This is a genomic window from Microbacterium sp. NPDC077644, from assembly GCF_040702785.1.
Lineage (GTDB): Bacteria > Actinomycetota > Actinomycetes > Actinomycetales > Microbacteriaceae > Microbacterium.
In genome coordinates, this window is sequence record NZ_JBFBME010000002.1 from 679,647 (window position 1) to 705,861 (window position 26,215).

Here is a 26,215-nt window from a genome sequence, read left to right on the forward strand (position 1 = left end):
GCACGGCTCGTCAGCCCTGCGGGGCTTCCTCGCCGCCGCCCTCTTCAGCAGGGGCTGCGGTGATCGGCACGGACATCTGCGGAGACGGGTCCGACTCGCGCTGCTCGTCGCCGCCGGAGCACAGCGCGGTGTACGTCGCCGTGGCCTGCAGACCCTCGCCGCCCAGCGTGATCGGCGCGCTGCGCGTCGCCGGGTCGAAGGCGCGTGTCGTGCTGCCGTCGTCGAACGTCGCGTTCGTGATCGTCACGTTGTAGCCGCTGAGGGTTCCCGTGCCGCTCGGGCAGGTGAAGTTCGTCCAGTTCAGCGTGACGACGGTCCCGGTGACCGGGTCGCCCGTGATGGACGGGGCCGACTGCGGTGCGCCGAGCTGCACGCGGTCGCCGTACAGCGTCAGCGTGATCGAGTCGCCCTCTTCGAGGTCGCCGCGCGGGCTGACCGATTCGACCGTGCCGACCTGGTCATCGGATGACGCCGCCGTGCTGCCGGTCTCGCAGACCGGGACGAGCCCGGCGTCGCGCGCCTTCGCGAGCGCGTCGTCGCAACTGAGGCCGATCAGGCCGAGAGCGTCGACGCTGATGCGCGTCTCGGTGGGCGTCGGGGTGTTCGACGGGGTGTTCGACGGCGTCCTCGACGCGGTGGTCGCGGGCGGCGTCGACGGGTCGGCTTCGGGTTCGCCCTGGTTCAGCAGCGCGAACAGCGTGCCTGCCAGCACGATCACCAGCAGGACGATGAGGGCGATCAGCGGCCACGTCCAGGGGCTGCGCTTCTTCTTCTTGCCCTCATCGGCCTCGCCGTGCTGCTCGGTCGGCAGCTGGGCGGTGGTGGGCAGGATGCGAGTCGCACCGTCGCCTGCGGCCGAGGTGAGGATGCGGGTCGCATCGTCACCCGCAGCTGCCCCGGCGATGGCCGGGACGGCGATCGCGGCGGAGTTCAGGTCGCCGCGGCGCAGCGCCTGCGCAGCACGCGCCACGGTCGCCGAGGACGACGGGCGGTCGGCGGGCTTCTTGGCGATCATCGCCATGACGAGGTTCTGCACCGGGATCGGCACGGTCACCGGCAGCGGCGGGGGCTGCTCGTTGATCTGCGCCATCGCGATCGCGACCTGCGACTCGCCGGTGAACGGGCGCTTGCCGGCCAGGCACTCGTACGCGACGATGCCGAGCGAGTACGTGTCGGTGGCCGGGGATGCCGGGTGACCCGAGGCCTGCTCGGGGGATAGGTACTGCACCGTGCCCATGACCTGACCGGTCGCGGTCAGCGGCACCTGGTCGGCGATGCGCGCGATGCCGAAGTCGGTGATCTTGACGCGGCCGTCGGGGGTGATCAGCAGGTTGCCCGGCTTGATGTCTCGGTGCACGAGACCGGCGGCGTGCGCCGCCTGCAGCGCGGATGCCGTCTGGGCGACGATGTCGAGGGTCTTGTCGGCGCTGAGTGATCCCTCGCGCTCGATGATCGTGGAGAGGGCCTCGCCGGGCACGAGCTCCATGACGAGGAAGGCCGAGCCGTTCTCCTCGCCGTAGTCGAAGACGCTCGCGATGCCCTCGTGGTTGACGAGTGCGGCGTGGCGCGCCTCAGCGCGGAACCGCTCGAGGAATCCGGGATCCCCCATGTACTCGTCCTTGAGGATCTTGATGGCGACGGTACGTCCGATGACGTGATCCGTCGCCTCCCAGACCTCGCCCATACCGCCGATCGCGATACGCGACTGAAGCTCGTATCGACCACCGAACGACACACCCTGCGTCGGCCTCATTTGTTCAGCACCGCCTCAATGATCTTCTTCGCGATCGGGGCGGCGAGTGTGTCACCGGATCCCGACTGTCCCATTCCACCGCCGTCTTCCACGACGACGGCCACCGCGATCTGCGGGTCGTCCGCCGGCGCGAAACCGGTGAACCACAGTGTGTACGGATCGTCTGGTTCGTGTTCGGCCGTCCCCGTCTTACCGGCGACCTCGACCCCGTCTATTCTTGCACCCTGGGCCGCGCCATCCGTGACGCTGGCGACCATGGCTGCGGTCACATCGTCGGCCACACCCGCCTCGACGGCGCGGCCGAACTCCTCGTCCGGATACTCGCGCACGGTGGACAGGTCGTTGCCGATCACGGCATCCACCAGTCTCGGCTTCATCACCAGACCGTCGTTGGCGAGTCCGGCCGATATCATCGCGACCTGCAGCGCCGTCGCGGTGACCTGCCCCTGACCGAATCCGGTCAGGGCCGTCTGCGGGTCGTTGAGGACGCGGGGGTAGCTGGACTTGGCGACGGGGAGCGGCGTGGTGAACTCCTGGTTGAACCCGAACTTCTCCGCGATGTCGAAGATCGTCTCGCTGCCCAGTTCGACGGCGAGCTCCGCCATCGGGATGTTACAGCTGAGCTTGACGGCCTCGGCGATCGTCACGGTGGAGCCGGATCCGCACGTTCCGCCCCAGGCGTTGCGCACCTGGTTGTTGGATCCGGGGAGGGTGTAGCGGGCAGGATTGGGGAGCGTCGACTCCGGCGTCCACTCGCCGGTGGCGTAGGCCGCCGCGGCGACGAGCACCTTGAACGTGGATCCGGGAGGGTTGACGTCGGCGGTGGCGTTGTTCACGAGCGGGTTGGGCTTGAGCGCGTCGAGCTCGTTGTACCGCTGCTCGGCCTGCGTCGCGCTGTGCACGGCGAGCTCGTTCGCGTCGTATCCGGGCGTCGAGTACATCGCGAGGATGCGGCCGGTCGACGGCTCGATGGCGACGGCTGCGCCCTGCTTGTCGCCGAATGCCTCGTACGCAGCGCGCTGCGCATCGGCATCCAGGGTCAGCTCAACGCTGAACCCGCGCTGCGGCTGGCCCGAGACGATCCGCTCGATCTCGGCGAGGAAGGCGCTCGCACCGGTGCCCGACAGGTCGCCGTTCAGGGCGTTCTCGATGCCGGTGGACGACTGCAGGGCGGGATTGAAGAACCCGGTGATGTTCGACCACATGGGCGAGTCGACGTACTCGCGCTGGTACTGGTACTCGTCGTCCGAGGGCACGGAGCTCGCGATCGGCATCCCGTCGACGATGATCGACCCGCGCTGGATCTCGTAACTGTCCAGCAGCGACCGGGTGTTGCCGTCGGCCTGGCCGAGATCGTCGGCCGCGACGACCTGGATCCAGCTCGTCGCGACGAACAGCGACAGGAACATGAACAGCATCACGATGCTGAGGCGGCGCATCTCTTTCGTCATCAGCCGATCACCACCCTGGGCTGGCGACGCACGCCGTCGGAGATCCGCAGCAGCAGTGCGACGATGAGCCAGTTCGCGACGAGCGAGGATCCACCGGCCGCGAGGAAGGGCGTGGTGAGACCGGTGAGCGGGATGACGCGGGTCACACCGCCGACCATGATGAACACCTGCAGGCCGATCGTGAACGACAGGCCGGTCGCGAGGAGCTTGCCGAAGTCGTCCTGCCCGGCGATGCCGATGCGGACGCCGCGGCTGACGAACACCATGTACAGGCAGAGGATCGCGAACAGGCCGATCAGGCCCAGCTCTTCGCCGAGGCTCGGGATGATGTAGTCGCTCTCCGCCAGGGGCGTGATCTGCGGGCGGCCCTGACCGAGGCCCGTGCCGATCAGGCCGCCGTGGGCGAGGCCGAAGATGCCCTGGACGAGCTGGAAGCCGGGCCCCTGCGGGTCGACGACCTCGGGGTCGAACGCGTAGAGCCAGTTCGTGAAGCGCCCGTGGACGTACGGGAGGATTTGCGTTGCGGCGGCGACGCCGGCCGCGACCATGCCGAGACCGATGAGCACCCAGCTCGTCTTGCCGGTGGCGACGTACAGCATCGCGATGAACAGGCCGAAGATGAGCATTCCGGTACCGAGGTCGCGCTGGATGACGATGATGCCCAGCGAGATCAGCCACACGACGATCACGGGTCCGAGTTCGCGCATCCGCGGCCAGGTGATGCCGAGGAACCGCTTGCCCACCGAGGCGAGGCTCTCGCGGGTGCGGACGAGGTAGCCCGCGAAGAAGATCGCCAGGCAGATCTTCGCGATCTCACCGGGCTGGAAGGAGAAGATCCCGCCGATCGACACCCACACGTCGGCGTTGGCCTCGGCGACGCCGAGACCGGGGATGAACGGCAGGAGCAGGAGCAGGATGCCGGCGAGGCCGAACAGGTACGTGTACCGGAAGAGGATCCGGTAGTTGCGAAGCAGGATGACGATCGCGATCGCACCGGCGAGCGAGATCGCCGTCCACGCGAGCTGCTTCGTGGAGAACGCCGCCCAGCCGGTGTTGTGCTCGGCGATGTCCAGCCGGTAGATCATCGCGATGCCCAGGCCCGTGAGCAGCGTCGCGATCGGCAGCACGAACGGGTCGGCGTCGGATGCCACGGCGCGCAGGACGAAGTGCAGGGCGAACGCGAGGATCGCCAGTCCACCGCCGATGAACAGGATGAACGGGTCGATGAGGCCGAGTGCGCCCAGCTGCACGAGCGCGAGGGCCGCACCGCTGACCGCGACGGCGAACAGCAGCAGCCAGAACTCGCGGTTGCGCTGGGTCTGCGGCATCCGCATCCGCTTGAGGGCCTTGATGACCGCGGTGTCGGCGGCGACGTCGGCGCTCATCCGATCACCTCACCGTCGTTCGTCATGGTGGGATCCGCCTCGCCCGGGGCGCTGTTCGGCGTCTCGGTGGGCACGGGGGTGGGCGAGGGCGACGGGGTCGCGGTGTCGCCGATGACCGCCTCTTCGCCGGCGCGGAGCCGCTCGACGATCGCCATCGCATCGGAGAGGGACCGCGCGGTGATGGTCCGCTCGACGGTGGCGCGCTGGTAGGCGGGCAGGTTCGCCAGGAGGATGCCGGTGTCCTCGAGCTCAGTCGACAGTGAGATCGGTCCGATGTTCTGCTGCACGCCCTGGAAGATGACGACGCTGTCCTCGTCGGCGCCGACGAAGTAGCGGGTCTGGGTCCAGTTGTACGCGAGGACGCCGGCGCCGGTGAGCGCGAGCACGAACACGACGAGCGCGGCGATCCAGCCGATGCGGCGACGCCGTGCGCGACGGCGATCCTCTTCGATGAGCTCTTCGAGGTAGTCGGCGGCCGGCTCGAAGTGCGACGGCTCGTTGGCCGCCTGGCGCACCGGGTGCAGCCAGCTCGGACGGTTCGGGCGCGCCGCGGGGACGAGGACGCCGGACGGGGTGGATGCCGCGCCGACGATGGTCGGGGTTCCGGAGGAGAGCGGATGCTGTCCTCCGACGTCGACCAGCACGATCGTGACGTTGTCGGGGGCTCCGCCGTCGAGGGCCTGCTTGAGCAGGTTGTCGGCGGTGCGGCCGGGCGGCAGACCGAGGCGCATCGCCTTGAGGATGTGGGCCTCGTCGACGACGCCGGAGAGGCCGTCGGAGCACAGCAGCCAGCGGTCGCCGGGGAGCGTCGGCATGACGAACATGTCGAGCTCGGGGTCGTTGTCCATGTCGCTGAGAACCCGCATGAGGACGGAGCGGCGGGGGTGGTAGCGGGCCTCTTCCGGCGTGATGCGGCCGGAGTCGACCAGGCGCTGGACGAACGTGTGGTCGGCGGTGATCTGCGTCAGCTCGTCGTCGCGGTACAGGTAGATGCGCGAGTCGCCGATGTGCCCGATGACGGCGTGGTCGTCGACCATGATGATCGCACTGACGGTGGTGCCCAGGCCCGCGAGTTCTGGCTGCTCCTTGGCCGCGCGGATGAGGTCGTTCGCGGCGGTCGTCGCGGCCGCCTGGAGTTCGGCCTGCGCGTCGTCGGTGGAGGTGAAGGCCTGGTCGAGCTGCTCGAGCTGGTGGATGGCGATCGTGGATGCCACGTCGCCACCGGCGTGACCCCCCATGCCGTCGGCGACGGCGAACAGGTTCGCTCCGGCGTAACCGGAATCCTGGTTGTTGGACCGGACCTTCCCGGTGTGGGAGATCGCGGAGGCGGATCCTTCGAAGACCATGCCGGGTTCAGGCCCGCAGCTCGAAGGTCGTTGCGCCGACCTTGATCGTGTCGCCGATGCTGATGGGGGTCGGGGTGCCGCCCAGGCGCTTTCCGCCGAGGAAGGTGCCGTTGGTCGAGTCGAGGTCCTGGATCGCCCAGGCGTCGCCGCGCAGCAGCAGGCGGGCGTGGTGGCTGGACGTGTAGTCGTCGCGGATGACGAGGCCCGACTCGCTCGAGCGGCCGATGGTCATCGCCTCGGTGCCCAGGGGCAGCTCGAGCCCCGCCTTCGGACCCGAAGTGATGACGAGCGTCGAGACCGTGGACGTGGTGGCCGGGCTTCCCGGTTTCGCGGCGCGCGGGGCCTTCGGCGCGGGGGCGGGGGCGGCGACGGGTGCGCCGGAGGCGGCCTCGGCGGGGAGCTTGCGCACCTTCACGCCGAACAGGTCGGCGCGCAGCGAGTAGACGACGCCGAACACGAAGAACCACAGCAGCACCAGGAAGCCGATGCGCAGCAGCAGGAGGACGAGTTCACTCATCGGGCCGCCACCCCGCTCCCTGAGCCGCCGCTGCTTCCTGAGCCCGTCGAAGGGTCGGCGGCCGCGACGACGCGGAAGACGAGGTCGGTGCGGCCGATCGTCATCGTCGTGTCGGTCGGCAGCGCCGCCTCACGGACCTTGGCGCCGTTGACCTTGGTGCCGTTGGTGGATCCGAGGTCGCGCATCATGGCGCGCTCGCCGTCCCACAGCACCTCGACGTGCTTGCGGCTGGAACCGGCATCCGAGATCGTGATGTCGGCATCCGAGCCGCGACCGATGACGGTGCGCGCACGGGAGAGCGTGTGGCGGCGGCCGTCGACGTCGATGACGGCCTGCCAGCTGACGCGGCCCTCAATCGTGCCCGAGTTCACGCGCACCGTTCCGGTCGCGACCTTCTCGTCGGACTCGAGCGCGATCGACACGGGTCCGGCGAAGCTGTACCCCTGCGCCTTGGCGTGCTTGGTGAGCAGTGCGTGCAGCTCGTCGGTGAGCGCTCCGCCGAGGGCGTGCATCCGGTCGTGGTCGTCGGCGCTCAGACGCACGACGAAGCTGTTCGGCACGATGATGCGGTCGCGACTGACCACGGCCGCCTTGATGTCGGCCTCGCGGCGCAGGGCCGAAGCGATCTCCACCGGCTGGATACCGCTGCGGAAGGTCTTGGCGAAAGCGCCGTTGACGGCGCGCTCAAGACCCTTCTCAAAGCTGTCAAGTAGTCCCACGGGGCTCCTCTGGCATGGCGGCGGTAGCAACATCGTAGCCAGACCACCTGAATGTGCGCCCGTGCGGCCCTGCTTCGCGGTCGTTGAGCGAGCGCAGCGAGACGAAACGGGCTGAGCGACCGGAGGGAGTCGAAGCCTCCCGTCCCGTTCCTCCACCCCTCGTTTCGTCTGATATCCTCGTGAAGTTGAGTTCTTCGGAACGAGACGCTCGCGCGAGTGGCGGAATGGTAGACGCGCTGGCTTCAGGTGCCAGTGTCCTTATGGACGTGGGGGTTCAAGTCCCCCCTCGCGCACGCGAGTGAGATGGCCCCCGACCTGGGATTCAGGTGCGGGGGCCATTTGCGTCTCCTGGGTCAGGACCGCTCGACTGGCATCCACAGCTCCGTCGTCGCGGTGCTGAAGTCGTCGGACCGCTCGAGTAGGGCGACGATCGACGGGCCGGGGCGCAGGCGCCACGGGTTCGACGGGAACCAGTCGGTCGCCGACGATGCGTACGCCTGCTGCAGTGCATCCCCGGCGGCGCCCGACATCTCCGGTCGGATGCAGTCGGATGCGCGACCGTTAGGCTGGAGGCGACTCGTCAGGGCCGACGACATCCCGCCCCGTCATCCCTGGAGTCTCTCATCCGCCGCACCGCCCTCGCCTCCACCGCATCGCGCGGGGTCGCCGTATCCGTTCTCGCGTCCGTCCTGTTCGGCGCGATCAGCCTGCTCGGCGGCCATCTCGACGGCTTCACGCCCGAGCAGACCACCGCCTGGCGGGTACTGTTCATCGCCGCTGCCCTTGGCGCGCTGCACGCCACGGTCTCCCGTCGCGCGGCGTTCGTGTCGGTGGCGCGGCGCATCATTCGCAGCCCGAAGCTCGTCGTCATCGTCGTGGTCAACACGGCGATCATGTGGGTGCAGCTCTGGGTCTTCATGTGGGGGCCGGCGAACGGGCACACGCAGGACATCGCGTTCGGATACTTCCTGCTGCCGCTGGTCATGGTCGTCGTCGGCCGGGTGTTCTTCCGCGACCGTCTGCAGGTGCTGCAGTGGGCGGCCGTCGCGGCCGCAGCCCTCGGCGTGCTCGCGCAGGCCCTCATCGCCGGGGGCGTCAACTGGCCGGTGCTCATCATCGCCGGCCTCTACCCGGTCTACTTCGCCCTGCGCCGCTGGGCGGGCATCGATTCGATGCAGGTGTTCCTCATCGAGATCGTCCTGCTCGTCATCCCCTCCGCCGTGATCGTCGTCGGGCATCTCGCGTCGCCGGCGGGTGCCGCGGCGTCCTGGCCATCCCTCCTTCTCATGGCGACCCTGAGCGCCGCGGCGATGATCCTCTACATCCTCGCCTCACGCCTGCTGCCGCTGTCGCTGTTCGGGCTGCTGTCGTACCTCGAGCCGGTCCTCGTGCTCGGGGCATCCCTGCTGCTCGGTGAGATCCTCACGGGCGCGGACGCCTTCGTCTACGGACCGATCGTCGCCGCCCTCGTGCTGCTCGGACTCAGCGGCCGCCGCCGACCGCGCGAGCACCTCGAGGAGCCCCCGCTGTAGCGGCACGCAACCGCGAAACAGGTCTTGCCGCACGAGACAGGCCGTGCCACGAGCCGTCTCAGGCGGTAAGTCCCGTCTCGGCGAGGCGGCGCTCAGATCCAGCCGCGCTCCTCGGCCATGAGTACGGCCTGCTGACGCGTGGTGACCTGCAGCTTCGACAGGATCGCCGAGACGTGGTTGCGCACGGTCCCCGGGGCGAGCAGCAACTTCTTCGCGATCTGCCCCGTCGTCTCGCCGCGGCGCCCGGCACGCAGCACGTCGAGCTCGCGATCGGTCAGCGGGCAGCGCTCGTCGCTCAGCGCGTCGGCCGCGACCTCGGGGTCGACGTAGCGGGCGCCTGCCGCCACGCGGCGGATGACCTCGGCCACCTCGCCCGCGCCCCGCGACTTGGGCAGGAACCCGGCCACACCGGATGCCAGCGCCCGCCGCAGCACGCCGGGGCGGGCGTGCCGGGTCACCACGACGCAGCGCGCGGTGATCGTCCGGCTCAACCGCTCGGCCACCTCGACGCCGTCGAGTCCCGGCATCTCGAGGTCGAGCAGGCAGATGTCGGGCTGCAGCTTCTCGGCCATCGCGACGGCCTGGAGCCCGTCGGAGCACTCCGCGACGACGTCGATGTCATCCTCGAGCCGCAACAGCGCCGCGAGCGCCGAGCGGATCATCGCCTCGTCGTCGGCGAGCAGCACCCGGATCATCGCTCGGCCCCCGGCTCGGCCGCTGCCTCCCCGAAGGCGGCATCCTGCAACGGGCCTGCACTCGCGGCATCCGGAACCGTCGCGATCACCCGGAACTCCCCCCGCTCGCGCTCGACCCGCACCTCGCCGCCGGCCTCCGCCACGCGGCGCGCGATGCCGTCGAGTCCCGAACCGCTGCCCGCGGCGCCGTTCGCGGATGCCGCATCGTTGACGATCTCGTACTGCCACATGCCGTCCGCGCGATGCAGCGACAGTCGCGCGCGGTTGCCCCCGCCGTGCCGCAGCACGTTCGTCGTCGTCTCGCGGATCACCGGCCCGAGGACCGACGCCGGTGCGTGCGCGGCATCGTGCGACACCGTGGCATCCGCTGTCGTCCCCGCCGCGCGCAGCAGATCGACGGCGTTGGCGATCTCGTCCGGCAGCGGCACACCGCGGAACCGCATCGCGAGGTCGCGCGTTCCCTGGCGCGCTTCCGCGACGCTCGTCCTGGCCAGTCGAAGCTGTTCGAGCGCGGCATCCGGATCGCGCTGCTTCTCACCGCCCGGAGCCAGCAGCCGCTCGGCGAGCTCGAGCTGCAGTGCGATCACCTGCAGATGATGCCCCTGCAGATCGTGCACGTCGGTCGCGACCCGCAGACGCTCCTGCGTCGCGCCGAGCCGCGCCTCTGCCGCCCGCGCGCGATCGAGCGTGACCAGCACGTCCCACCACCACAGCGACATCACGGTCATGAGCGGCAGTGTCGCCGCGAAGAAGCCGAACAGGAACCAGGCGCTCGTGACCTCTGCATCCGCACCGTCGAACGTCATCCTCAAGTCGATGAACCACAGCGCGGCGATGACGATGACGCACGCGATCACGAATCGCAGCCGCACCCCGCGCGGCCAGTTCAGCAGCGTCAGCGACTGGATGAGAGGGATCGCGCCCACGAGCCACAGGCCGCTGGCAAGGCCCGAGAACACACCGAACGCGATGGCGACGGCGAGCGGGATGAGGATGCCGCGCCACCCGGCGACGGGTCCTGCCGAGTCGTCCCGATGCCGATACTGCAGCAGCAGCGGAACACTCGCCGCGCACCAGATGAGTCCGCCCACTCCGATCAGCGTGAGCGCCACCGGATCGACCCGCATCCCGGCGAAGATGCTCAGCCAGATGAAGAGGATCATCACCTGGAACACGAGCACGCCCGAGATCGTGTACCACCACGTCGCGGTGATGCCGCGGTTCAAGCGGCGGGCGCCGATCGCATCCGTCATGCCCTCAGCCTAGGGGCGTGACAGATGTCACCCATCGGACGTGCACAGTGCCCGCAGAGAGGTGACAGGCAGGCACTTACCGGATGCCGCGGCACACGGTGAACTGTAGGCATGAACCTCATCGAGACCTTCCAGAACCTCGTCGCCCAGGTACCAGAGCTCGTCCAGCCGCTCATCGTGGCGCTCGCCGGGGCCGTGCCCTTCATCGAGGGCGAGGGTGCAGCGACCATCGGCATCCTCGGCGGCATCCCGCCCGTGATCGCCGCGATCGCCGCGATCATCGGGAACTTCGTCTGCGTCGCCCTCCTCGTGCTGCTCAGCGCCAAGGCGCGCGAGGCCGTGGTGAACCGTCAGCGCGCCAAGGCGCTGGTCGACGCCGACGGTCGCGTCGTCGCTGATGCCGCAGCCACCGGCATCCAGATCGAAGCCGGCGACAGCGAGCGCAAGGCTGCCCGCAAGCAGAAGTTCCAGCGGGCCCTGGAGCGCTACGGCGTCCCCGGGGTGAGCCTGCTCGGCCCGCTGCTGCTGCCCACCCATTTCACCGCGACCATGCTCGCCGCGATCGGTATCGGCCGTGCCCGCATCCTCATCTGGCAGGCCGTCGCGATCGTCGGCTGGACGACCGCGCTGTCGCTGCTCGCGACGGGGATCGTGCACTTCGCGGTCTGACCGGTGCGGCCGCGAGCCGCGGCCGCACCACCCGTAGGGATCCGCGAAACGGGGTCTGCTGCACGAGACGGGGCCTGCCAGCACCTGTTTCGTGCGGCAGACCCCGTCTCGGTGACGCGGACTACTTGTCGAACGCGTCCTTGATGTCGTCGCCGATCTTCTTCGCCTCGGCTTTGGCCTGATCGGCCTTGCCCTCGGCCTCGAGCTTCTCGTTGCCGGTCACCTTACCGGCGGCTTCCTTCGCGTGGCCGGCGATGTCCTCAGCGGCGTGCTTGGCCTTGTCTCCGATACCCATCGATGCGTTCCTTTCGTCGGGGATCAGGTGATCCGTTCCCTCCACGCTGTCACGGTCGAACTGCCGCGCCAAGGGGTTGACGTGGGCGTCCTGGCACGTTACGCGGGATTGTCCGCCGCGGGTTTCCGGTACGCGTCGCGCATGTGGTCGCTGGTGAGGAAGTCGGCGATCCCGATCATGATCAGGCTGAAGACGATCTGCTCGGTGACCATCCATGCCGGGTAGAGTCCGGGGATCGCGGCCATCACCAGGGTGATCACCGGGAAGATCTGCGCGAACAGCCGCAGCCGCTGATATCCCCAGCGCCAGCCGAGCTGTGCCCGCCAGGCGAAGTAGAACAGCGTCGCCGTCATGCCGAGGACGACCACCGTCCGCATCCACACCGCGAACGAGACCGGCTCACCGCCCATCGCCAGAACGAGCGCGATCACGACGGCGCCGATGCCGAGGAGCAGCTCGACGAAGAGCAGCCACATGATCCAGGTGAAGGCGCGCTTCGTCTTCGGGTGGGAACGCGCCTCGTCCGGGATCGCGACGCCCGCGGCGCGGCCGCCCGCGATGCGATCGAGTCGCTGCAGCAGGGATTCGAACGACATGCGGTCAGCCTATGCGGCGGCATCCACGCGTGCGATGCGCGGGTCTCCACCTTTCGAGCGATGTCCGCACGCGCGTGCGCTGGTGGGCTGGAGATCATGACAGCAACGCGCACGCGCCTTCCCGACCGGCTCACGTCCCGGCGGGGAGCATGGGTCTCCCTCGGCATCGTCCTCATCGTCTTCGTGGCACTGTTCGGCCTGTTCAGCAGGATCGAGGCGCCGTCCGCGAACGAGACGGCCCCGGCGGATTCGGAGTCGAGCCGGGTGAGCGCGCTGCTCGACGAGTTCCCCGACGCGGAGGAGCAGTCCGTGATCGTCGTCGCCTCACGGGAGGATGCCGGCGAGCTCACGGCATCCGATCTCGATGCCCTGACCGACCTGGTGCCGGTCCTCGACGAGCACACCGGTCTGGAGTCCTCGCCGCCGAGCGTCAGCGACGACCGCGAGGCCGCGGTCATCGTCGCGCCGATCACGGTCGGCGACGACAACGCCGCGACCGCCGAGATCGTGAAGGATCTGCGGCAGGCGATTCCGGGCATCGACGGACTGACCCTGCAGGTCACCGGCGGACCGGCCTTCGGCTCCGACATCACCTCGTCCTTCGACGGCGCGGATTTCACGCTGCTGATCGTGACGATCCTCATCGTCGCGCTGCTGCTCATCGTCACCTATCGCTCCCCGATCCTCTGGCTGCTGCCGCTCGTCGTGGTCGCGTTCGCCGACCAGCTCGCAGCGAAGGCGACCGAAGCGCTCGGGGCCTGGCTCGACCTCCAGTTCGACGCCGGCATCATCAGCGTGCTCGTGTTCGGTGCCGGCACGAACTACGCGCTGCTGCTCATCTCGCGCTACCGCGAGGAGCTGGCAGTGAACGACGATCACCGGGTGGCTCTGAGCACGGCATGGCGCAAGACGGTGCCGGCGATCGTGGCATCCAACGTCACGGTCGTGCTCGCCCTGCTGACGCTCGCACTGGCCGTGATCCCCGGCACGCGGGGTCTGGGCATCTCATCGGCGGCGGGGCTGCTCATTGCGCTCGCCGCGGTGCTGTTCGCGCTGCCGCCGGTGCTCGCGGTGTGCGGGCGGAAGGTGTTCTGGCCGTTCGTGCCGAAGCCGGGAGGCGCTGTGAAAAAAGAGGGCGCGGCGAAGCAGGGCAGCGCGTGGCGCGGCATCGCGACGCGCGTCATGAAGCGACCCGCCGTCAGCCTCGTCGGCGGCATCGCGCTGCTCGCCGTCATGGCCACAGGGCTCCTGGGCACGACGGTCGGTCTCGACCACGTCCAGAAGTTCCGGGTGCAGTCCGAGTCCGCGGCCGGACTCGAGGTGCTCTCAGATCACTTCCCGCCGGGCGAGGCGCAGCCGATCCTCATCGTCGCCGCGTCCGACCAGGCGGACGAGGTCGTGGATGCCGTCGGCGGCGTCGACGGGGTGGTCCGCGCGCATCCGACCGGCGAGACCGACGACGGCGAGCTCACCCGGATCATGGTGACCGGCGAGTTCGCGCCCGGCACCCAGGAGAGCCTCGACCTCGTCAGCGAGCTGCGCGGCGTCGCGCACGCCGTGCCGGATGCCGATGCGCTCGTCGGCGGCGCGATCGCGACCGACCTCGACGCCCGTGCGGGCAATCAGCGGGACCTTCTGCTTATCGCCCCGCTCGTGCTCGCGGTGAGCTTCATCGTGCTGCTCGTGCTGCTGCGCTCGCTCGTCGCCCCGGTCGTCCTCCTGCTCGTGAACCTCGCGAGCGCCGCGGCGGCGATCGGCGCCGGGGCGTGGCTGAGCCGCGTGCTGTTCGATCGGCCGGCGCTGGATCTGCAGGTTCCGCTGCTGGCGTTCCTGTTCCTCGTGGCGCTGGGGATCGATTACACGATCTTCCTCGTGCACCGTGCGCGCTCCGAGGCGCAGGCGCGAGGCACCCGCGGGGGCATGGTCGAGGCAGTATCGCACACGGGTGCCGTCATCACGAGCGCGGGCATCGTCCTGGCCGCGGTGTTCGCCGCGCTCGGCGTGCTGCCGCTGGTCACGCTCGGCCAACTCGGGCTCATCGTCGGCGTGGGCGTCGTGGTCGACACGCTCGTCGTGCGCACCGTCATCGTGCCTGCACTGTTCGGCGTTCTCGGCGATCGGATCTGGTGGCCGAGGAAGGTCGAAGCGCCTCGGTTATGAGGTTTCTGAGTTTGTCCCCCATATGGGGGACAAACACTTGCGTTTGGATATAGGCTGTCTCTGACGCACCCTCCGGTCGTCTTTGGCCCTCACCGCTCCCCCCGCGGTGAGGGCCGCATCCGTTCTCGGGCTGTGCAACATTTGGATCACCATCTGGTCACAGCTGTTCCGCTCGGAGCGCGCGCAGATAATCTGGGCATCGTCGGGGCACCCCGGCGACATTCCAGCAGAACGGCAGTACATGAGCACCCAAGGCACGGTCAAGTGGTTCAACTCGGAGAAGGGCTTCGGCTTCATCTCCCCCGATGACGGCGGCGCCGACGTCTTCGCGCACTACTCCGCCATCGAAGCAACCGGCTACCGCTCGCTCGACGAGAACCAGCGCGTCGAGTTCGATGTGGCGCAGGGCCCCAAGGGCCTGCAGGCCGAGAACATCCGCCCTCTCTGAGGCAGATCTTCACCCGCACTCCTCGTCCGGGAGCACGCCATCCGCGTGCCTCGGCGGGGAGTGCTGTGTTTCAGGAGGCCTGCTCCGGCAGGAGGATCGCCCGCAGCGAGGATGCGTCGGCGACGCGATAGGCTGCGGCATCCCCTTCTGACGGGTCGCCGAAACCCCACTCGTCGAAGATGACGGGGATGCCGAACTCCGCGGCGCCCTCGACATCGTGATGCCGGTCGCCGATGAGCACCGGACGCGAGATGTCGGCACCGGCCGCCGCCAGGCGCTCGAGCGCCCAGCCGATGACCTCCTTCTTGCTGTCGCTCCGGCCGATCTCGCCCGCGCGCGCGCCCGAGACGGCCGTGAAGAGATCGAGCAGCTCGTTGTGCTCGAGGATCGCCCGTACCTGGTTCTCGGGCTTCGTGCTCGCCGTGGACTGCGGGATGCCGGCGGCCGCGACCGCGCGGATGACGTCGGGCACGCCCGGGTAGACGTCGACGGATGCCGCATACCCGTCGCGGGCGGCGAGGGCGCGATACGCGGTCAGCGCCTCGGATGCCTTCTCGGGGCTGAGGCCCGCGAGCTCCTGGAACGACTCGTACATCGGCGGGCCCACCCACCGGTGCAGGATCGCCTGGTCGGGTTCGGGGAGCCCGAACTGGACGAACACCTCGCGGAGCCGAGGAAAGATGCCGGGCGTCGCATCGGCGATCGCGCCGTCGACGTCCCACAGCACGCAGGAGAAGGGGGAGAGGGGCATGCATCCAGCCTATGGGCGCGCTGCCGATCCCTGAGCCTGTCGAAGGGTCGGTTGCGTCTCAGAACAGGCGGGGGATGCCCGACTCGATGCCCTTCATCTCGTCGTAGTCGAGCACGAGGCAGCGGATGCCGCGGTCCTCGGCGAGCACACGCGCCTGGGGCTTGATCTCCTGAGCGGCGAAGATGCCGGTGATGGGGGAGAGGTGCGGATCACGGCCGAGCAGGTCGAGGTAGCGGGTCAGCTGCTCGACGCCGTCGATGTCGCCGCGGCGCTTGACCTCGATCGCGATCGCCCGGCCCTCGGCATCCCGCACCATCAGATCCACGGGCCCGATCGCGGTGGGGTACTCGCGCTGCACGAGGGTGGTGCCCTCGCCGACGAGCTCGACCTGCTCGGCGAGGAGGCGCTGCAGATCGGCTTCGACGCCGTCCTTCTGCAGGCCGGGGTCGATGCCGAGCTCGTGCGCGGAGTCGTGCAGCACTTCGTAGATCTGCACGCGCAGCGCGTCGCCGGTCTTCTTGTGGGTCACGCGCCACACGTCGATGACGCCGGCGCTCGCCTCCTCCTCACCGGGCTCCTCGGTCGTGAGGGTGCACGGCGGGCTCATCCAGTTCAACGGCTTGTAGCTGCCGCCGTCGGAGTGCACCAGCAGCGACCCGTCGCCCTTGTGCACGAGCAGTCGGGTGGCGAGGGGAAGGTGGGCGTTGAGGCGGCCCGTGTAGTCCACGGAGCAGCGGGCGATGACGAGACGCACCCGACGAGCCTACTTCGTCGCGGTGGTGGCCGCCGTCTCCTTCAAGGGCTTGGCCGCACCCGAGAACAGGCCGGATGCCACGACCAGCGCCACGAGGATGAACAGCGTGTTCAGCAGGCCGATGTGCTCGCTGATGACGCCGAGCACGGGCGGGCCGCCGAGGAAGGCGATGTATCCGATCGTCGCTGCAGCGCTCACGCGCGCCGCGGCCTTCGCCGGGTCATCTGCCGCTGCGGACATGCCGAGGGGGAAGCCGAGCGATGCGCCGATGCCCCACAGTGCGGCGCCGACGAACACGAGCGGCAGCGACGGGGCGAGGATGAACAGCAGGATGCCGCCGGCCGCAGCGACCGACAGGACGCGCAGCACGAGCACGCGTCCGAAGCGGTCCACGAGCGGTCCGCCGAAGATGCGGACGGCCGTCATGCAGACCGAGAACAACGTGAGCGCGGCGGCCCCCATGGCCGTCCCGCCGCCGTGGTCCTCGGCCGTGCCGAGCGCCAGCCAGTCGTTGGCGCCGCCCTCGGCGAACGACATGCCGAGCATCACGACGCCGAGCGCGTAGGTGCGCGGCTCGCGCCAGGCGGACAGCGCCACGTGCATCCGCTCGCGCCAGTGCGGCTTCTCGCCGGGCTCCTGGGGGTCGAGCACGGCCTCGCGGGAGGGCACGTTCGCGAAGCACACGAATGCGGCGATCGCGATGGCCGCGCCGACCGCGGTCGCATGCACCACGACGGAGGCGTGGAAGTTCGTCGCGAGCCAGCCGATGCCGGCGCCGATCACGGTGCCGAAGCTGAAGAAGGCGTGGAACAGGGGCAGGATCGTCTTGCCCGCCTCCTGTTCGATCGCGGTCGCCTCGACGTTCATCATGACGTCGAGCGCTCCGTTGCCGAGGCCGAAGAGCACGAGTCCGGCGATCACGACCGGGAACGATGCGAGAACGGTCGTTCCGAGCCCGATGAGGGCGAGTCCGATCGCGACCATGATCATCGTCGTCAGCATCCCGCGCCGCGCGCCGGTGCGCGCCATGACGGCGGGACCCGTGGAGATGCCGATGATCGAGGCGATGCCCATGCCGAGCAGGAGCAGGCCGATCTGCGCGTTGTGAATGTCGAGCGCGAGCTTGATGTCGGGAACGCGCGACGCCCACGTCGCGATCGACATGCCGCTGGCGAGGAAGATCGCGAAGATCGCATTGCGCCAGCGGACGTACTGGGCCCCGGTGAGCGTCTGGTCCATGCCTCGAGTGTATCGAATCGATTCGATGCCCGGAACCGGGAGCGGCTATCCTCGGATCATGGCAGCTGAGATCGCACCGCGCAGAGCGACGCTGTCGGACGTCGCCCAGGAGGCCGGGGTGTCGATGTCGACGGCCTCGGTGGTCTTCAGCGGCAAGACCAAGGTGTCGGATGCCACCCGCGATCGCGTGCTCGCCGCAGCGTCGGCGCTCGGCTACACCGGCCCTGATCCGATGGCCGCCTCGCTCCGTCGCGGCCGCAGCGGCATCGTCGCCGTCGTGCTGGAGGGACAACTGCGCGAGGCGTTCCTCGACCCCGTGACGATCCCCATGATGGACGGCCTCGCCGACGGGGTCGCTTCGCTCGGCGCCGGCATCCTGCTGCTGCGCGACGATCCGACCGAGGACGGCGCGTCGGCGCTGACCACGGCCCCGGTCGACGCCGCCGTCCTGATCGGATGCTCCACCCGCACCCGTTCGTCGCTCGACGTGCTGCGCAGCCGCGGGCTCCCCGTCGTCGTGATCGAGGGCGACGCCGGCGAGGGCGTCCCGCGCATCTCGCTCGACAACCGCGAGGCGGCCGCCGAGATAGCGCGGCACGTGCAGCGTCTGGGGCACACCGATGTCGTCGCCGTGACGCTCGCGACCGACAGCCGCCGAGAGCGCGGCGGAATCTCGCCGGATCGCCTCGCCAGGGCCACTGTGGACGTGACCGTCGATCGCCTCGGCGGCGTGCACGACGTCTACCCCGACGCCCCGGCCATCTCCGCCGCGACCAGCTCGATCGACGAAGGCCTCATCGCCGGTCGAGCGCTGCTCGCGGACCCGGAATCGCGGCCCACCGCCGTGCTCGCGCAGAGCGACCTGCTCGCGGTCGGCGTCATCCGCGCGGCTGAGGAACAGGGGCTCCGCGTGCCGCAGGACCTCAGCGTCGCCGGATTCGACGGCGTCCGCGTCGACGGCATCGGCGATCACGTGCTGACGACCATGGTGCAGCCCGCCGTCGAGAAGGGAAGAGCCGCAGGGGAGCAGGTTGCCAGGATGCTGCGCGGAGAACGGGCCGCATCGCTCCACTTCACCTGCCGTTTCCGGGCCGGTTCGACTACGGGCGCTCCACCGGACTGACGATCTCTGCGCCGAGGGGTTCCTCGCGGCGGGTAAACTGGGAAAAACCCGCCCGCCTGCGCCCCTCGGGGCCGACGAGCCATTGAGGAGCCGCCGATGATCGTGCTCCTCGCTGTGTTCCTCGTCGGGGCCCTCGTTCTCCCGGCATTGGTGCGCTGGCTGGGAGCCCAGGCATTCGCTGCCGCTGCACTCATTCCCGCAGCGGCATTCGTCCACGCGCTCATGCTGACGCCGCAGGTGCTGGATGCCGAACCGGCGCCGTTCGAATCCGTCACGTGGATCCCGCAGCTGGGGCTCAACCTCTCGATGCACATGGATGTGCTCGGGTGGATCCTCACCCTGATCGTCAGCGGCGTCGGCGCGCTCGTGCTGCTCTACTGCCGCTGGTACTTCTTCGACGACACCACCGAGCTCGGCCAGTTCGCAGGCGTCCTGCTCGGCTTCGCCGGGGCCATGTACGGCCTCGTCCTCACCGACGACATCATCATGCTCGTGATGTTCTGGGAGGTCACGAGCATCCTCTCCTACCTGCTCATCGGGCACTACCGGCGCCGCGCGGCCAGCCGTCGCGCGGCCCTGCAGGCTCTGCTGGTCACGACCCTCGGCGGTCTGGTCATGTTCGTCGGCGTCGTGCTGCTCGCGGTGGATGGCGGAACGACGAGCATCGCCGCGATCCTCGAGGCCGCGCCATCCGGCCCCATCGTGGATGCCGCGATCGTCATGCTCCTGGTCGGAGCCATCAGCAAGTCCGCGATCTTCCCGTTCCACTTCTGGCTGCCCGGTGCGATGGCAGCTCCCACCCCGGTCAGCGCGTATCTGCACGCCGCTGCCATGGTCAAGGCGGGCATCTACCTCATCGCGCGCTTCTCACCCGTCTTCGCGCTGTCGGAGCCGTGGCGCCCGATCGTCATCTCGCTGGGAGTGTTCACGATGCTGCTCGGCGGCATCCAGGCCCTGCGCGAGACCGACCTCAAGCGCGTGCTCGCGTTCGGCACGGTCAGCCAGCTGGGCTTCTTCACCGTCATGACCGGCTACGGCACGCAGGCCACGGCGCTCGCCGGACTCGCGCTGGTCATCGGCCACGCCCTCTTCAAGTCGGCGCTGTTCCTCATCGTCGGCATCATCGACCGTCAGCTCTCGACCCGTGACATCACCGAGCTGTCCGGCGTCGGCCGGCAGGCCCCGGTCATGGCCGTCGCGGCATTCATCTCGGTGGCATCCATGGCCGGGATCCCGCCGACCATCGGATTCGTCGCCAAGGAGTCGGCCCTGACGTCCCTGCTCGACGACGCGATGGGCGGATCGGTCTGGGGTCTGGTCGCTCTGATCGGCGTCATCCTCGGATCCATGCTGACCACGGCATACGGCATCCGGTTCCTGTGGGGAGCGTTCTGGCGCAAGCGCGACGAGCAGGGCGCGCGGATGCCGGAGACCGTCTGGCCCGACCCGCCCGTCGGATTCCTGTCCGCACCCATCATCCTCGCCGGCGTCACCCTCGCCGCCGGCCTCGCCGCCCCGGCCATCGACATCGCGCTGCATCCCTACGCCGTCACGGCGCTGCCCGGCCTCGACGCCGAGGGCGCCGCGACCGAGGGCCCCGGCCATCTCGCGCTCTGGCACGGGTTCGAGCCGGCGCTCGGCATCTCGATCCTGTCGATCCTTGTCGGCGCGGGGGTCTTCCTGCTCGCCGTGCGCACCCGATGGGACCGCAGGCGCCGGCTGCTGCCCTTCACGGCCGCCGACGCGTACGCGTTCGTCATGCGCGGCGTCGACCGCCTCTCGGTGATCACGACCACGCTCACCCAGCGCGGCTCGCTGCCGGTCTACGTCGGCACGATCTTCGTCGTGGTCGTCGCCGCCGAGGTCACCGCGCTGCTCGCCAGCGACATCGACCGGCTGAACCTCTCGGCCTGGCACACCCCGACCCAGATCGCCGTCGCCCCGATCATGGCGATCGCGGCGGTGTTCGCGGTGCAGGCGCGCAAGCGCTACACCGGCGTCGTGCTCGTCTCGGTCACCGGCCTCGGCATGGTCGCGCTGTTCGCAACGAGCGGCGCTCCCGACCTCGCCCTCACGCAGATCCTCGTCGAGACCGTGACGATGGTGACCTTCGCGCTCGTGCTGCGGCGGCTCCCGGCTCGCATGGGCGAGCACAACGCCTCGGTCTCCCGCATCCCGCGCGCCCTCCTCGCGATCGGCACCGGACTGACGATGGCCTTCATCGTCATCGTCGCCACGCAGTCCCGCATCGCCGACCCGATCTCGATCACGTTCCCCGAACTCGCGTACGAGCTCGGCCACGGCAAGAACGTCGTCAACGTGGCCCTCGTCGACCTGCGCGGATGGGACACCATGGGCGAGCTGTCCGTGCTCGTGCTCGCTGCGACCGGCGTGGCTTCCCTCGTCTTCGTCACCCATCGCGCCGACATGCTCGCCCAGCGGCCGGCGCTGCCCAAGCGGGTCCGTCGCAAGGCCCGCATCATGCCGCTCGTCGAGACCACCGAGGGCGTCCGATTCCAGACCGCGGAGAACCGCAGCAGCCCGCGCGCATGGCTCGTGGGCGGGCAGCAGATGAAGCCCGAGAACCGCTCGATCCTGCTCGAGGTGATCGTGCGGATCCTGTTCCACACGATCATCGTCGTCTCGATCTACCTGCTCTTCGCCGGGCACAACCAGCCCGGCGGCGGATTCGCGGGCGGCCTCGTCGCCGGCATGGCCCTGGTCATGCGCTACGTCGCCGGCGGGCGCTGGGAGCTCGGTGCCGCAGCTCCCACCGATGCCGGGCGTCTGCTGGGCGCCGGACTCATCCTCGCCGTCGGCGCCGCCGTCGTACCGCTGTTCTTCGGGCTCGCGCCGTTGACGAGCACGTTCTGGGAGTGGGAGATCCCCGGCATCGGACACATGGAATTCGTCACCTCGACCATCTTCGACATCGGGGTCTACCTCGTCGTCATCGGGCTCGTGCTCGACGTTCTGCGCAGCCTCGGCGCCGAGGTCGACCGCCAGACGCAGGAGATGCGCACGCGGGGGGTGACGATCTGATGGATGTCTCGCTGACCCTGATCATCGTCATGGCGGTGCTGTTCGCCGCCGGGGTCTACGCCATGCTCGAGCGCAGCCTCACCCGTGTGCTCATCGGCTTCATGCTGCTCGGCAATGCCACGAACCTGCTGCTGCTGATCGTCATGGGTGTGCCGGGCAACGCGCCCTTCTTCGGCTACAGCGACGTCAGCGACCCGTTGCCGCAGGCGCTCACGCTCACGGCCATCGTCATCACGTTCGCCGTCACGGCCTTCCTCCTCGCCCTCATCTACCGCTCCTGGCAGCTCGGTCAGGCCGACACCGTCGAGGACGACGACGCCGACATCGCCCTGCGCGAGCGCACCGACGCCGACGAGGACGTCCTGGACGACGAGGACGACACCGGCGACGAGGATGCCACGACCGACTTCGTCGACGTGCGCACGGCCCCCATCACCGTGCTGCACATGCGCGATCACCCGTCCATCCACGACGACGCCCCGGTCGACCGGGCGTGGTCGGCGGATGCTTCGACGGACTCGCCGCTCCCTGAGTCCGTCGAAGGGTCGGCCACGGCATCCGACACGGACGACGAGGGGGACCGCACATGAGCGCCCTCGTGCCCCTGCTCGTCGCCCTGCCCCTGCTCGGCGCCGCCATCACGCTCGTGTTCGGGCGCAGCCCGCGCCTGCAGGTGTTCGTCACCGTGGCGACCCTCACGGCGGTCGCGATCATCGCCGCCGTGCTGCTCGTCGTCGTCGACCAGGGAACCCCGCTCGCCGTCTCCGTCGGCGGCTGGCCGGTGCCGTTCGGCATCGTCCTCTACGTCGACCGGCTCGCAGCGCTCCTGGTTCTCATCTCGAGCATCGTGCTCGTCGCGGTCCTCCTGTTCTCGATCGGCCAGGGAGCCGCCGACGGCACCGATGAGACCCCGATCTCGATCTTCAACCCGTCGTACCTGATCCTCGCGGCGGGCATCTTCAACGCCTTCATCGCCGGCGACCTGTTCAACCTGTACGTCGGATTCGAGATCCTGCTGGTCGCCTCGTACGTGCTCATCACGCTGGGCAGCACCGAGTCGCGCATCCGCACCGGCGCGGTCTACATCGTCGTCTCGCTCGTGTCGTCGATCCTGTTCCTCGCCGCGATCGCGGTGATCTACGGCGCGCTCGGCACCGTCAACATGGCGCAGATCGCCGAGAGGATGAGCGAGCTGCCGCAGGACACCCAGCTCGTGCTGCACCTGCTGCTCCTCGCGGCATTCGGCATCAAAGCCGCCATCTTCCCCGTGTCCTTCTGGCTGCCCGACTCGTACCCGACGGCGCCCGCGCCGGTGACCGCGGTCTTCGCCGGATTGCTGACGAAGGTCGGCGTGTACGCGCTGATCCGCACCGAGACGCAGCTCTTCCCCGGCAACGACATCAACTTCGTGCTGCTGATCATCGCGCTGGCGACCATGATCGTCGGCGTGCTCGGTGCTGTCGCGCAGGCCGAGCTCAAGAGGATCCTCTCGTTCACTCTCGTCAGCCACGTCGGCTACATGATCTTCGGCCTGGCGATCGCGACGCCCGAGGCGATCGGCGCGACGGTGTACTACATCGTGCACCACATCATCGTGCAGACGACCCTGTTCCTCGCCGTCGGACTCATCGAGCGCCGGGCCGGCAGCACGTCGATCCTGCGCGTCAAGGGGCTCATGAAGGCCGCGCCGGTCCTGGCGGTGCTGTACTTCATCCCGGCGATCAACCTCGGCGGCCTTCCGCCGTTCTCCGGCTTCATCGGCAAGTTCGCGCTGTTCGAGGCCGCGGCATCCGTCGGCACGCCGATCATGATCGTGCTGATCTTCGCCGGCATCCTCACCTCTCTCCTCACCCTCTACGCCCTCATGCGCGCGTGGAACCTCGCGTTCTGGCGCGAGGAGGAGGACTCGACCGAGACCGAGGCGCGCACCGCGTACCTCGCCGACGCGCCCGCGGCCGACGAGCAGCAGGAGCGGCGGCGCATCCCGAAGATCATGACGATCGCGACCGGCGGCATGGTCGGCGTCACCATCGCCCTGACCGTCTTCGCGGGTCCCCTCTACGCCCTGTGCACCAGCATCGGCGAATCGCTGCTGCAGCCGGTCAACCTCGTCCAGCTCGAGGAGGAGGTGAACCCGTGAGCCCCGAATCCTCGCGGAGCGTGCTGCGCGACATCGCGCTGCAGCTGCCGTTCCTCGCCTGGCTCATCGTGCTGTGGATGCTGGTGTGGAACCAGTTCACCGTGCTCTCGCTCGTCACCGGCCTCGTCATCGCGATCTTCGTCACCCGCGTGTTCCGCCTGCCGACGGTCGAGCTGTCGGGTCGCGTCAACCTCTGGTACGCGGCGCTGTTCGTCGTGCAGTTCCTGTGGGCGATCGTGCGCGGCGCCGTGGCCGTGACGATCCAGGTGTTCGACTTCCGGCGTCAACCGGGGGCTGCGATCATCGGCGTGCCGCTGCGCTACGCGGACGACCTCATCATGACTCACGTCTCGGTCACCTCGTCGCTGATCCCCGGATCGCTCGTCGTCGAGGCCGACCGAGACCGCAGCATCCTCTACCTGCACGTCATCGGGGTGCGGAACATGGATGACGTGGAGCACCAGCGTCAGAACGTGCTGAAGTGGGAGCGGCGGATCGTGCGGGCGCTCGGAAGCCCGGCGCAGTATCGTGCGCTGAAAGAGGACGAGCGGATGGGAGGCGCCCGGTGAACGGACTCATGATCGCGATCATCGTCATCTTCGGTGTCGCCGCCGTGCTGACCGTCGTCCGCATCATCCGCGGGCCGTCGATCCTCGACCGCGCCGTCGCGTCGGACGTGCTGCTGACCGAGGTGATGTGCGTGATCGGCGCCGAGATGGCGATCAACGGTCATACGCGCAGCATCCCCGTGCTGCTGATCATCGCCGCCGTCGGCGTCTTCGGATCGATCGCGGTGGCCCGCTACGTCGCACGGAGGGACAACACGACCTCATGAACGTGCTCGGATTCGAGATCCCGGACGCCGTGATCGACACGACGGTGCTCGTGCTGATCCTGCTCGGCGCGCTGCTGTGCCTGTCGGCCGCGGTCGGGCTGCTGCACTTCCGCGCGGTGCCCTCGCGGCTGCATGCGGCGACCAAGCCGCAGGTGCTCGGCCTCGTGCTCATCTGCCTGGCCGTGGCGCTGTCGCAGCGGTCGGTCGGAGGCATCCTGCTGGGCCTCGCGCTGGTCGTGCCGATCGTGCTGATGCAGTTCGCGACCGCCCCGCTGTCGGCCCACATCGTCGGGCGGCAGGCCTACCGCAACGGCACCGAGGAGGAGCGCACGCTCGTCGTCGACGAGCTCGCTCAGTCCAAGCAGACCCCGCCCGGCGCCGGCTGAGTCGCGCCGCCCGCCCCCCCGCGGCCGGTGGTGTACACAACTCCTCAAAGATCGGCCGCAGGACGCCGTTCCCGGCCGTTGCATCCGCCTTCGCCGCCGTTCTTGAGGAGTTGTGCGCGAGCGCGCGCTGAATCCGGCACCGCGACTCGTTCTCCACGATCCAATTCGCCCGAGCCTCATCCACCGAACCCGCGTCCCTGGCACACGCGAGGGCTGGTGGATCGGCACACTTCGGGCATGACGGACGACAAGAGAACTGTTCGCGAACGTGTCGAGGACGTGTACGAGCAGACTGTGTTCTCGCGGTCAGAGCTGGTCGAGAGTGGGATGAGCTCCCGCGACATCACCTCGGCCGTGAACGCCGGGACACTTTGGCGATTGAGGCGCGATCATTACGCCGTCGCAGGCATCGACGCCGACGTCGCGGAGGCTGTGCGTGTGGGCGGACGAGTCAGCTGCATATCGCTGCTTCAGAAGATCGGTGTCTTCGTTCTGAGATGCGCGGTCCTGCACATCCACGCGCGACCGGGGAGTTCGCGCCTGCGCAAGCCGCACAACACGACCACCGTGTTGCATTGGGACGTCTGGTCTGGACACGAGGGACCGCGCCATGCGGTCTCGCTGCTCGACGCGATCCGTCACTCCATGCGCTGCCAGGAGCCCCGCGCGGCGATCGCGACCCTGGACAGCCTGCTGCACCATCGACTCGTCACCCGGCAGCAGATCGAGTCCGTCATCGCCGTCATGCCTGTGCGTTTCGCCGTGCTCCTCGCGCTCACCGATCCGAGCGCGGAGTCGGGATCTGAGACGTTCATGCGGCTCATGCTTCGAGCACTGGGCGTGCGCTATGAGACCCAGGTCACGATCCCCGGCGTGGGACGCGTAGATTTCGTGGTGGACGGCTGGCTCATCATCGAGTGCGACAGCAAGGAGTTTCACCAGGGCTGGGACAAACAGACCGAAGACCGTGTGCGTGATATCGCCGCCGCACGTCTCGGCTACGTGACGATCCGCCCCATCGCCGCTGACATCCTGTACCACTCCGCTCGTGTCCAGGCCGCGGTCGCCGATGTGATCAGGATTCTCGGGTCGCGGTTCACCGGCGCCTGATACGCATAACTCCTCA

General features: G+C 69.0%; 26 protein-coding genes, 1 tRNA gene and 1 pseudogene. 13 read left to right on the forward strand and 15 right to left on the reverse strand.

Going from position 1 to position 26,215, the window contains the following annotated elements; all coding sequences use genetic code 11:
• Positions 1–10: 10 nt before the first annotated feature.
• The 6 genes from AB0269_RS10235 to AB0269_RS10260 are packed head-to-tail and all read right to left on the reverse strand — an operon-like array spanning position 11 to position 7,171.
• Positions 11–1,753, reverse strand: coding sequence for a protein kinase (locus AB0269_RS10235; protein ID WP_366211088.1), 1,743 nt, complete (start codon positions 1,751–1,753; stop codon positions 11–13).
• Positions 1,750–3,204 carry a penicillin-binding protein 2 gene (locus AB0269_RS10240; protein WP_366211089.1) on the reverse strand — a complete coding sequence of 485 codons (1,455 nt, stop codon included), beginning with the start codon at positions 3,202–3,204 and terminating at the stop codon, positions 1,750–1,752. Before AB0269_RS10240 ends, AB0269_RS10235 begins: the two co-directional genes overlap by 4 nt.
• Positions 3,204–4,589 (reverse strand): FtsW/RodA/SpoVE family cell cycle protein, encoded by a 1,386-nt coding sequence (locus AB0269_RS10245; RefSeq protein WP_366211090.1) that lies wholly within the window; start codon positions 4,587–4,589, stop codon positions 3,204–3,206. The genes AB0269_RS10240 and AB0269_RS10245 overlap by 1 nt, the downstream gene beginning before the upstream one ends.
• The gene (locus tag AB0269_RS10250) at positions 4,586–5,935 is read right to left on the reverse strand and encodes a PP2C family serine/threonine-protein phosphatase (RefSeq protein WP_366211091.1); all 1,350 of its coding nucleotides are present in this window, start codon (positions 5,933–5,935) and stop codon (positions 4,586–4,588) included. The genes AB0269_RS10245 and AB0269_RS10250 overlap by 4 nt, the downstream gene beginning before the upstream one ends.
• 7 nt (positions 5,936–5,942) lie before the next feature.
• Positions 5,943–6,452, reverse strand: a complete 510-nt coding sequence (locus AB0269_RS10255; RefSeq protein WP_366211092.1) for an FHA domain-containing protein — start codon at positions 6,450–6,452, stop codon at positions 5,943–5,945.
• On the reverse strand, positions 6,449–7,171 hold the full coding sequence (locus tag AB0269_RS10260) for a DUF3662 and FHA domain-containing protein (RefSeq protein WP_366211093.1): 723 nt from the start codon (positions 7,169–7,171) through the stop codon (positions 6,449–6,451). Before AB0269_RS10260 ends, AB0269_RS10255 begins: the two co-directional genes overlap by 4 nt.
• Before the next feature lie 210 nt (positions 7,172–7,381).
• Here AB0269_RS10260 and AB0269_RS10265 point away from each other — a divergent pair.
• Positions 7,382–7,464 (forward strand) — tRNA-Leu (locus AB0269_RS10265).
• A gap of 60 nt (positions 7,465–7,524) precedes the next feature.
• Here AB0269_RS10265 and AB0269_RS10270 read toward each other — a convergent pair.
• Both AB0269_RS10270 and AB0269_RS10275 read right to left on the reverse strand, forming a co-directional pair.
• Positions 7,525–7,680: pseudogene (locus AB0269_RS10270) on the reverse strand (AraC family transcriptional regulator); the annotation flags it as partial.
• Positions 7,681–7,776: 96 nt separating this feature from the next.
• The gene (locus AB0269_RS10275) at positions 7,777–7,968 is read right to left on the reverse strand and encodes a hypothetical protein (RefSeq protein ID WP_366211094.1); all 192 of its coding nucleotides are present in this window, start codon (positions 7,966–7,968) and stop codon (positions 7,777–7,779) included.
• A gap of 33 nt (positions 7,969–8,001) precedes the next feature.
• Between AB0269_RS10275 and AB0269_RS10280 the strand changes: the two genes are divergently transcribed.
• Complete coding sequence (locus AB0269_RS10280) at positions 8,002–8,703, forward strand: EamA family transporter RarD (protein ID WP_366211095.1); 702 nt, start codon at positions 8,002–8,004, stop codon at positions 8,701–8,703.
• Positions 8,704–8,795: 92 nt separating this feature from the next.
• Here the strand turns inward: AB0269_RS10280 and AB0269_RS10285 are convergent, their stop codons facing one another.
• Both AB0269_RS10285 and AB0269_RS10290 read right to left on the reverse strand, forming a co-directional pair.
• Positions 8,796–9,398 carry a response regulator transcription factor gene (locus tag AB0269_RS10285; RefSeq protein ID WP_366211096.1) on the reverse strand — a complete coding sequence of 201 codons (603 nt, stop codon included), beginning with the start codon at positions 9,396–9,398 and terminating at the stop codon, positions 8,796–8,798.
• Positions 9,395–10,651, reverse strand: a complete 1,257-nt coding sequence (locus AB0269_RS10290; RefSeq protein ID WP_366211097.1) for a histidine kinase — start codon at positions 10,649–10,651, stop codon at positions 9,395–9,397. The genes AB0269_RS10285 and AB0269_RS10290 overlap by 4 nt, the downstream gene beginning before the upstream one ends.
• A gap of 111 nt (positions 10,652–10,762) precedes the next feature.
• On the opposite strand from AB0269_RS10290, the gene AB0269_RS10295 reads away from it, so the two are divergent.
• A complete protein-coding gene (locus tag AB0269_RS10295; protein WP_366211098.1) occupies positions 10,763–11,320 on the forward strand; it encodes a small multidrug efflux protein in 558 nt (185 codons plus the stop codon).
• A gap of 121 nt (positions 11,321–11,441) precedes the next feature.
• Here the strand turns inward: AB0269_RS10295 and AB0269_RS10300 are convergent, their stop codons facing one another.
• Together AB0269_RS10300 and AB0269_RS10305 are read right to left on the reverse strand one after the other, a co-directional pair.
• Positions 11,442–11,615: a CsbD family protein gene (locus AB0269_RS10300; RefSeq protein ID WP_175987912.1), complete on the reverse strand. Its 174-nt coding sequence runs from the start codon at positions 11,613–11,615 to the stop codon at positions 11,442–11,444.
• 98 nt (positions 11,616–11,713) lie between these two features.
• Entirely contained in the window at positions 11,714–12,211 is a 498-nt protein-coding gene (locus tag AB0269_RS10305; protein WP_366211099.1) for a hypothetical protein, read from the reverse strand.
• 96 nt (positions 12,212–12,307) lie between these two features.
• On the opposite strand from AB0269_RS10305, the gene AB0269_RS10310 reads away from it, so the two are divergent.
• Positions 12,308–14,371, forward strand: coding sequence for an MMPL family transporter (locus AB0269_RS10310; protein WP_366211100.1), 2,064 nt, complete (start codon positions 12,308–12,310; stop codon positions 14,369–14,371).
• 241 nt (positions 14,372–14,612) lie between these two features.
• Complete coding sequence (locus tag AB0269_RS10315) at positions 14,613–14,819, forward strand: cold-shock protein (protein WP_175987918.1); 207 nt, start codon at positions 14,613–14,615, stop codon at positions 14,817–14,819.
• A gap of 70 nt (positions 14,820–14,889) precedes the next feature.
• Here AB0269_RS10315 and AB0269_RS10320 read toward each other — a convergent pair whose 3' ends face one another.
• The 3 genes from AB0269_RS10320 to AB0269_RS10330 are packed head-to-tail and all read right to left on the reverse strand — an operon-like array spanning position 14,890 to position 17,563.
• On the reverse strand, positions 14,890–15,570 hold the full coding sequence (locus AB0269_RS10320; RefSeq protein ID WP_366211101.1) for an HAD hydrolase-like protein: 681 nt from the start codon (positions 15,568–15,570) through the stop codon (positions 14,890–14,892).
• A 58-nt stretch (positions 15,571–15,628) separates the two neighbouring features.
• Positions 15,629–16,324, reverse strand: a complete 696-nt coding sequence (nucS, locus tag AB0269_RS10325) for an endonuclease NucS (protein WP_366211102.1) — start codon at positions 16,322–16,324, stop codon at positions 15,629–15,631.
• A 9-nt stretch (positions 16,325–16,333) separates the two neighbouring features.
• Positions 16,334–17,563 (reverse strand): MFS transporter, encoded by a 1,230-nt coding sequence (locus AB0269_RS10330; RefSeq protein ID WP_366211103.1) that lies wholly within the window; start codon positions 17,561–17,563, stop codon positions 16,334–16,336.
• Positions 17,564–17,621: 58 nt separating this feature from the next.
• On the opposite strand from AB0269_RS10330, the gene AB0269_RS10335 reads away from it, so the two are divergent.
• The 8 genes from AB0269_RS10335 to AB0269_RS10370 all read left to right on the forward strand — a co-directional run bounded on the left by AB0269_RS10335 (position 17,622) and on the right by AB0269_RS10370 (position 26,199).
• Entirely contained in the window at positions 17,622–18,686 is a 1,065-nt protein-coding gene (locus AB0269_RS10335) for a LacI family DNA-binding transcriptional regulator (RefSeq protein ID WP_366211104.1), read from the forward strand.
• A 96-nt stretch (positions 18,687–18,782) separates the two neighbouring features.
• Positions 18,783–21,728: a Na+/H+ antiporter subunit A gene (locus AB0269_RS10340; RefSeq protein ID WP_366211105.1), complete on the forward strand. Its 2,946-nt coding sequence runs from the start codon at positions 18,783–18,785 to the stop codon at positions 21,726–21,728.
• Positions 21,728–22,318: a Na(+)/H(+) antiporter subunit C gene (locus tag AB0269_RS10345; RefSeq protein ID WP_366211106.1), complete on the forward strand. Its 591-nt coding sequence runs from the start codon at positions 21,728–21,730 to the stop codon at positions 22,316–22,318. The genes AB0269_RS10340 and AB0269_RS10345 overlap by 1 nt, the downstream gene beginning before the upstream one ends.
• Complete coding sequence (locus AB0269_RS10350; RefSeq protein ID WP_366211107.1) at positions 22,315–23,868, forward strand: Na+/H+ antiporter subunit D; 1,554 nt, start codon at positions 22,315–22,317, stop codon at positions 23,866–23,868. The genes AB0269_RS10345 and AB0269_RS10350 overlap by 4 nt, the downstream gene beginning before the upstream one ends.
• Positions 23,865–24,437 carry a Na+/H+ antiporter subunit E gene (locus AB0269_RS10355; protein ID WP_366211108.1) on the forward strand — a complete coding sequence of 191 codons (573 nt, stop codon included), beginning with the start codon at positions 23,865–23,867 and terminating at the stop codon, positions 24,435–24,437. Before AB0269_RS10350 ends, AB0269_RS10355 begins: the two co-directional genes overlap by 4 nt.
• A complete protein-coding gene (locus AB0269_RS10360) occupies positions 24,434–24,703 on the forward strand; it encodes a monovalent cation/H+ antiporter complex subunit F (RefSeq protein ID WP_366211109.1) in 270 nt (89 codons plus the stop codon). Before AB0269_RS10355 ends, AB0269_RS10360 begins: the two co-directional genes overlap by 4 nt.
• Positions 24,700–25,089, forward strand: coding sequence for a monovalent cation/H(+) antiporter subunit G (gene mnhG / locus AB0269_RS10365; RefSeq protein ID WP_366211110.1), 390 nt, complete (start codon positions 24,700–24,702; stop codon positions 25,087–25,089). The genes AB0269_RS10360 and mnhG overlap by 4 nt, the downstream gene beginning before the upstream one ends.
• A 237-nt stretch (positions 25,090–25,326) precedes the next feature.
• Positions 25,327–26,199, forward strand: a complete 873-nt coding sequence (locus AB0269_RS10370) for a hypothetical protein (RefSeq protein ID WP_366211111.1) — start codon at positions 25,327–25,329, stop codon at positions 26,197–26,199.
• The last annotated feature ends 16 nt before the right edge of the window (positions 26,200–26,215 follow it).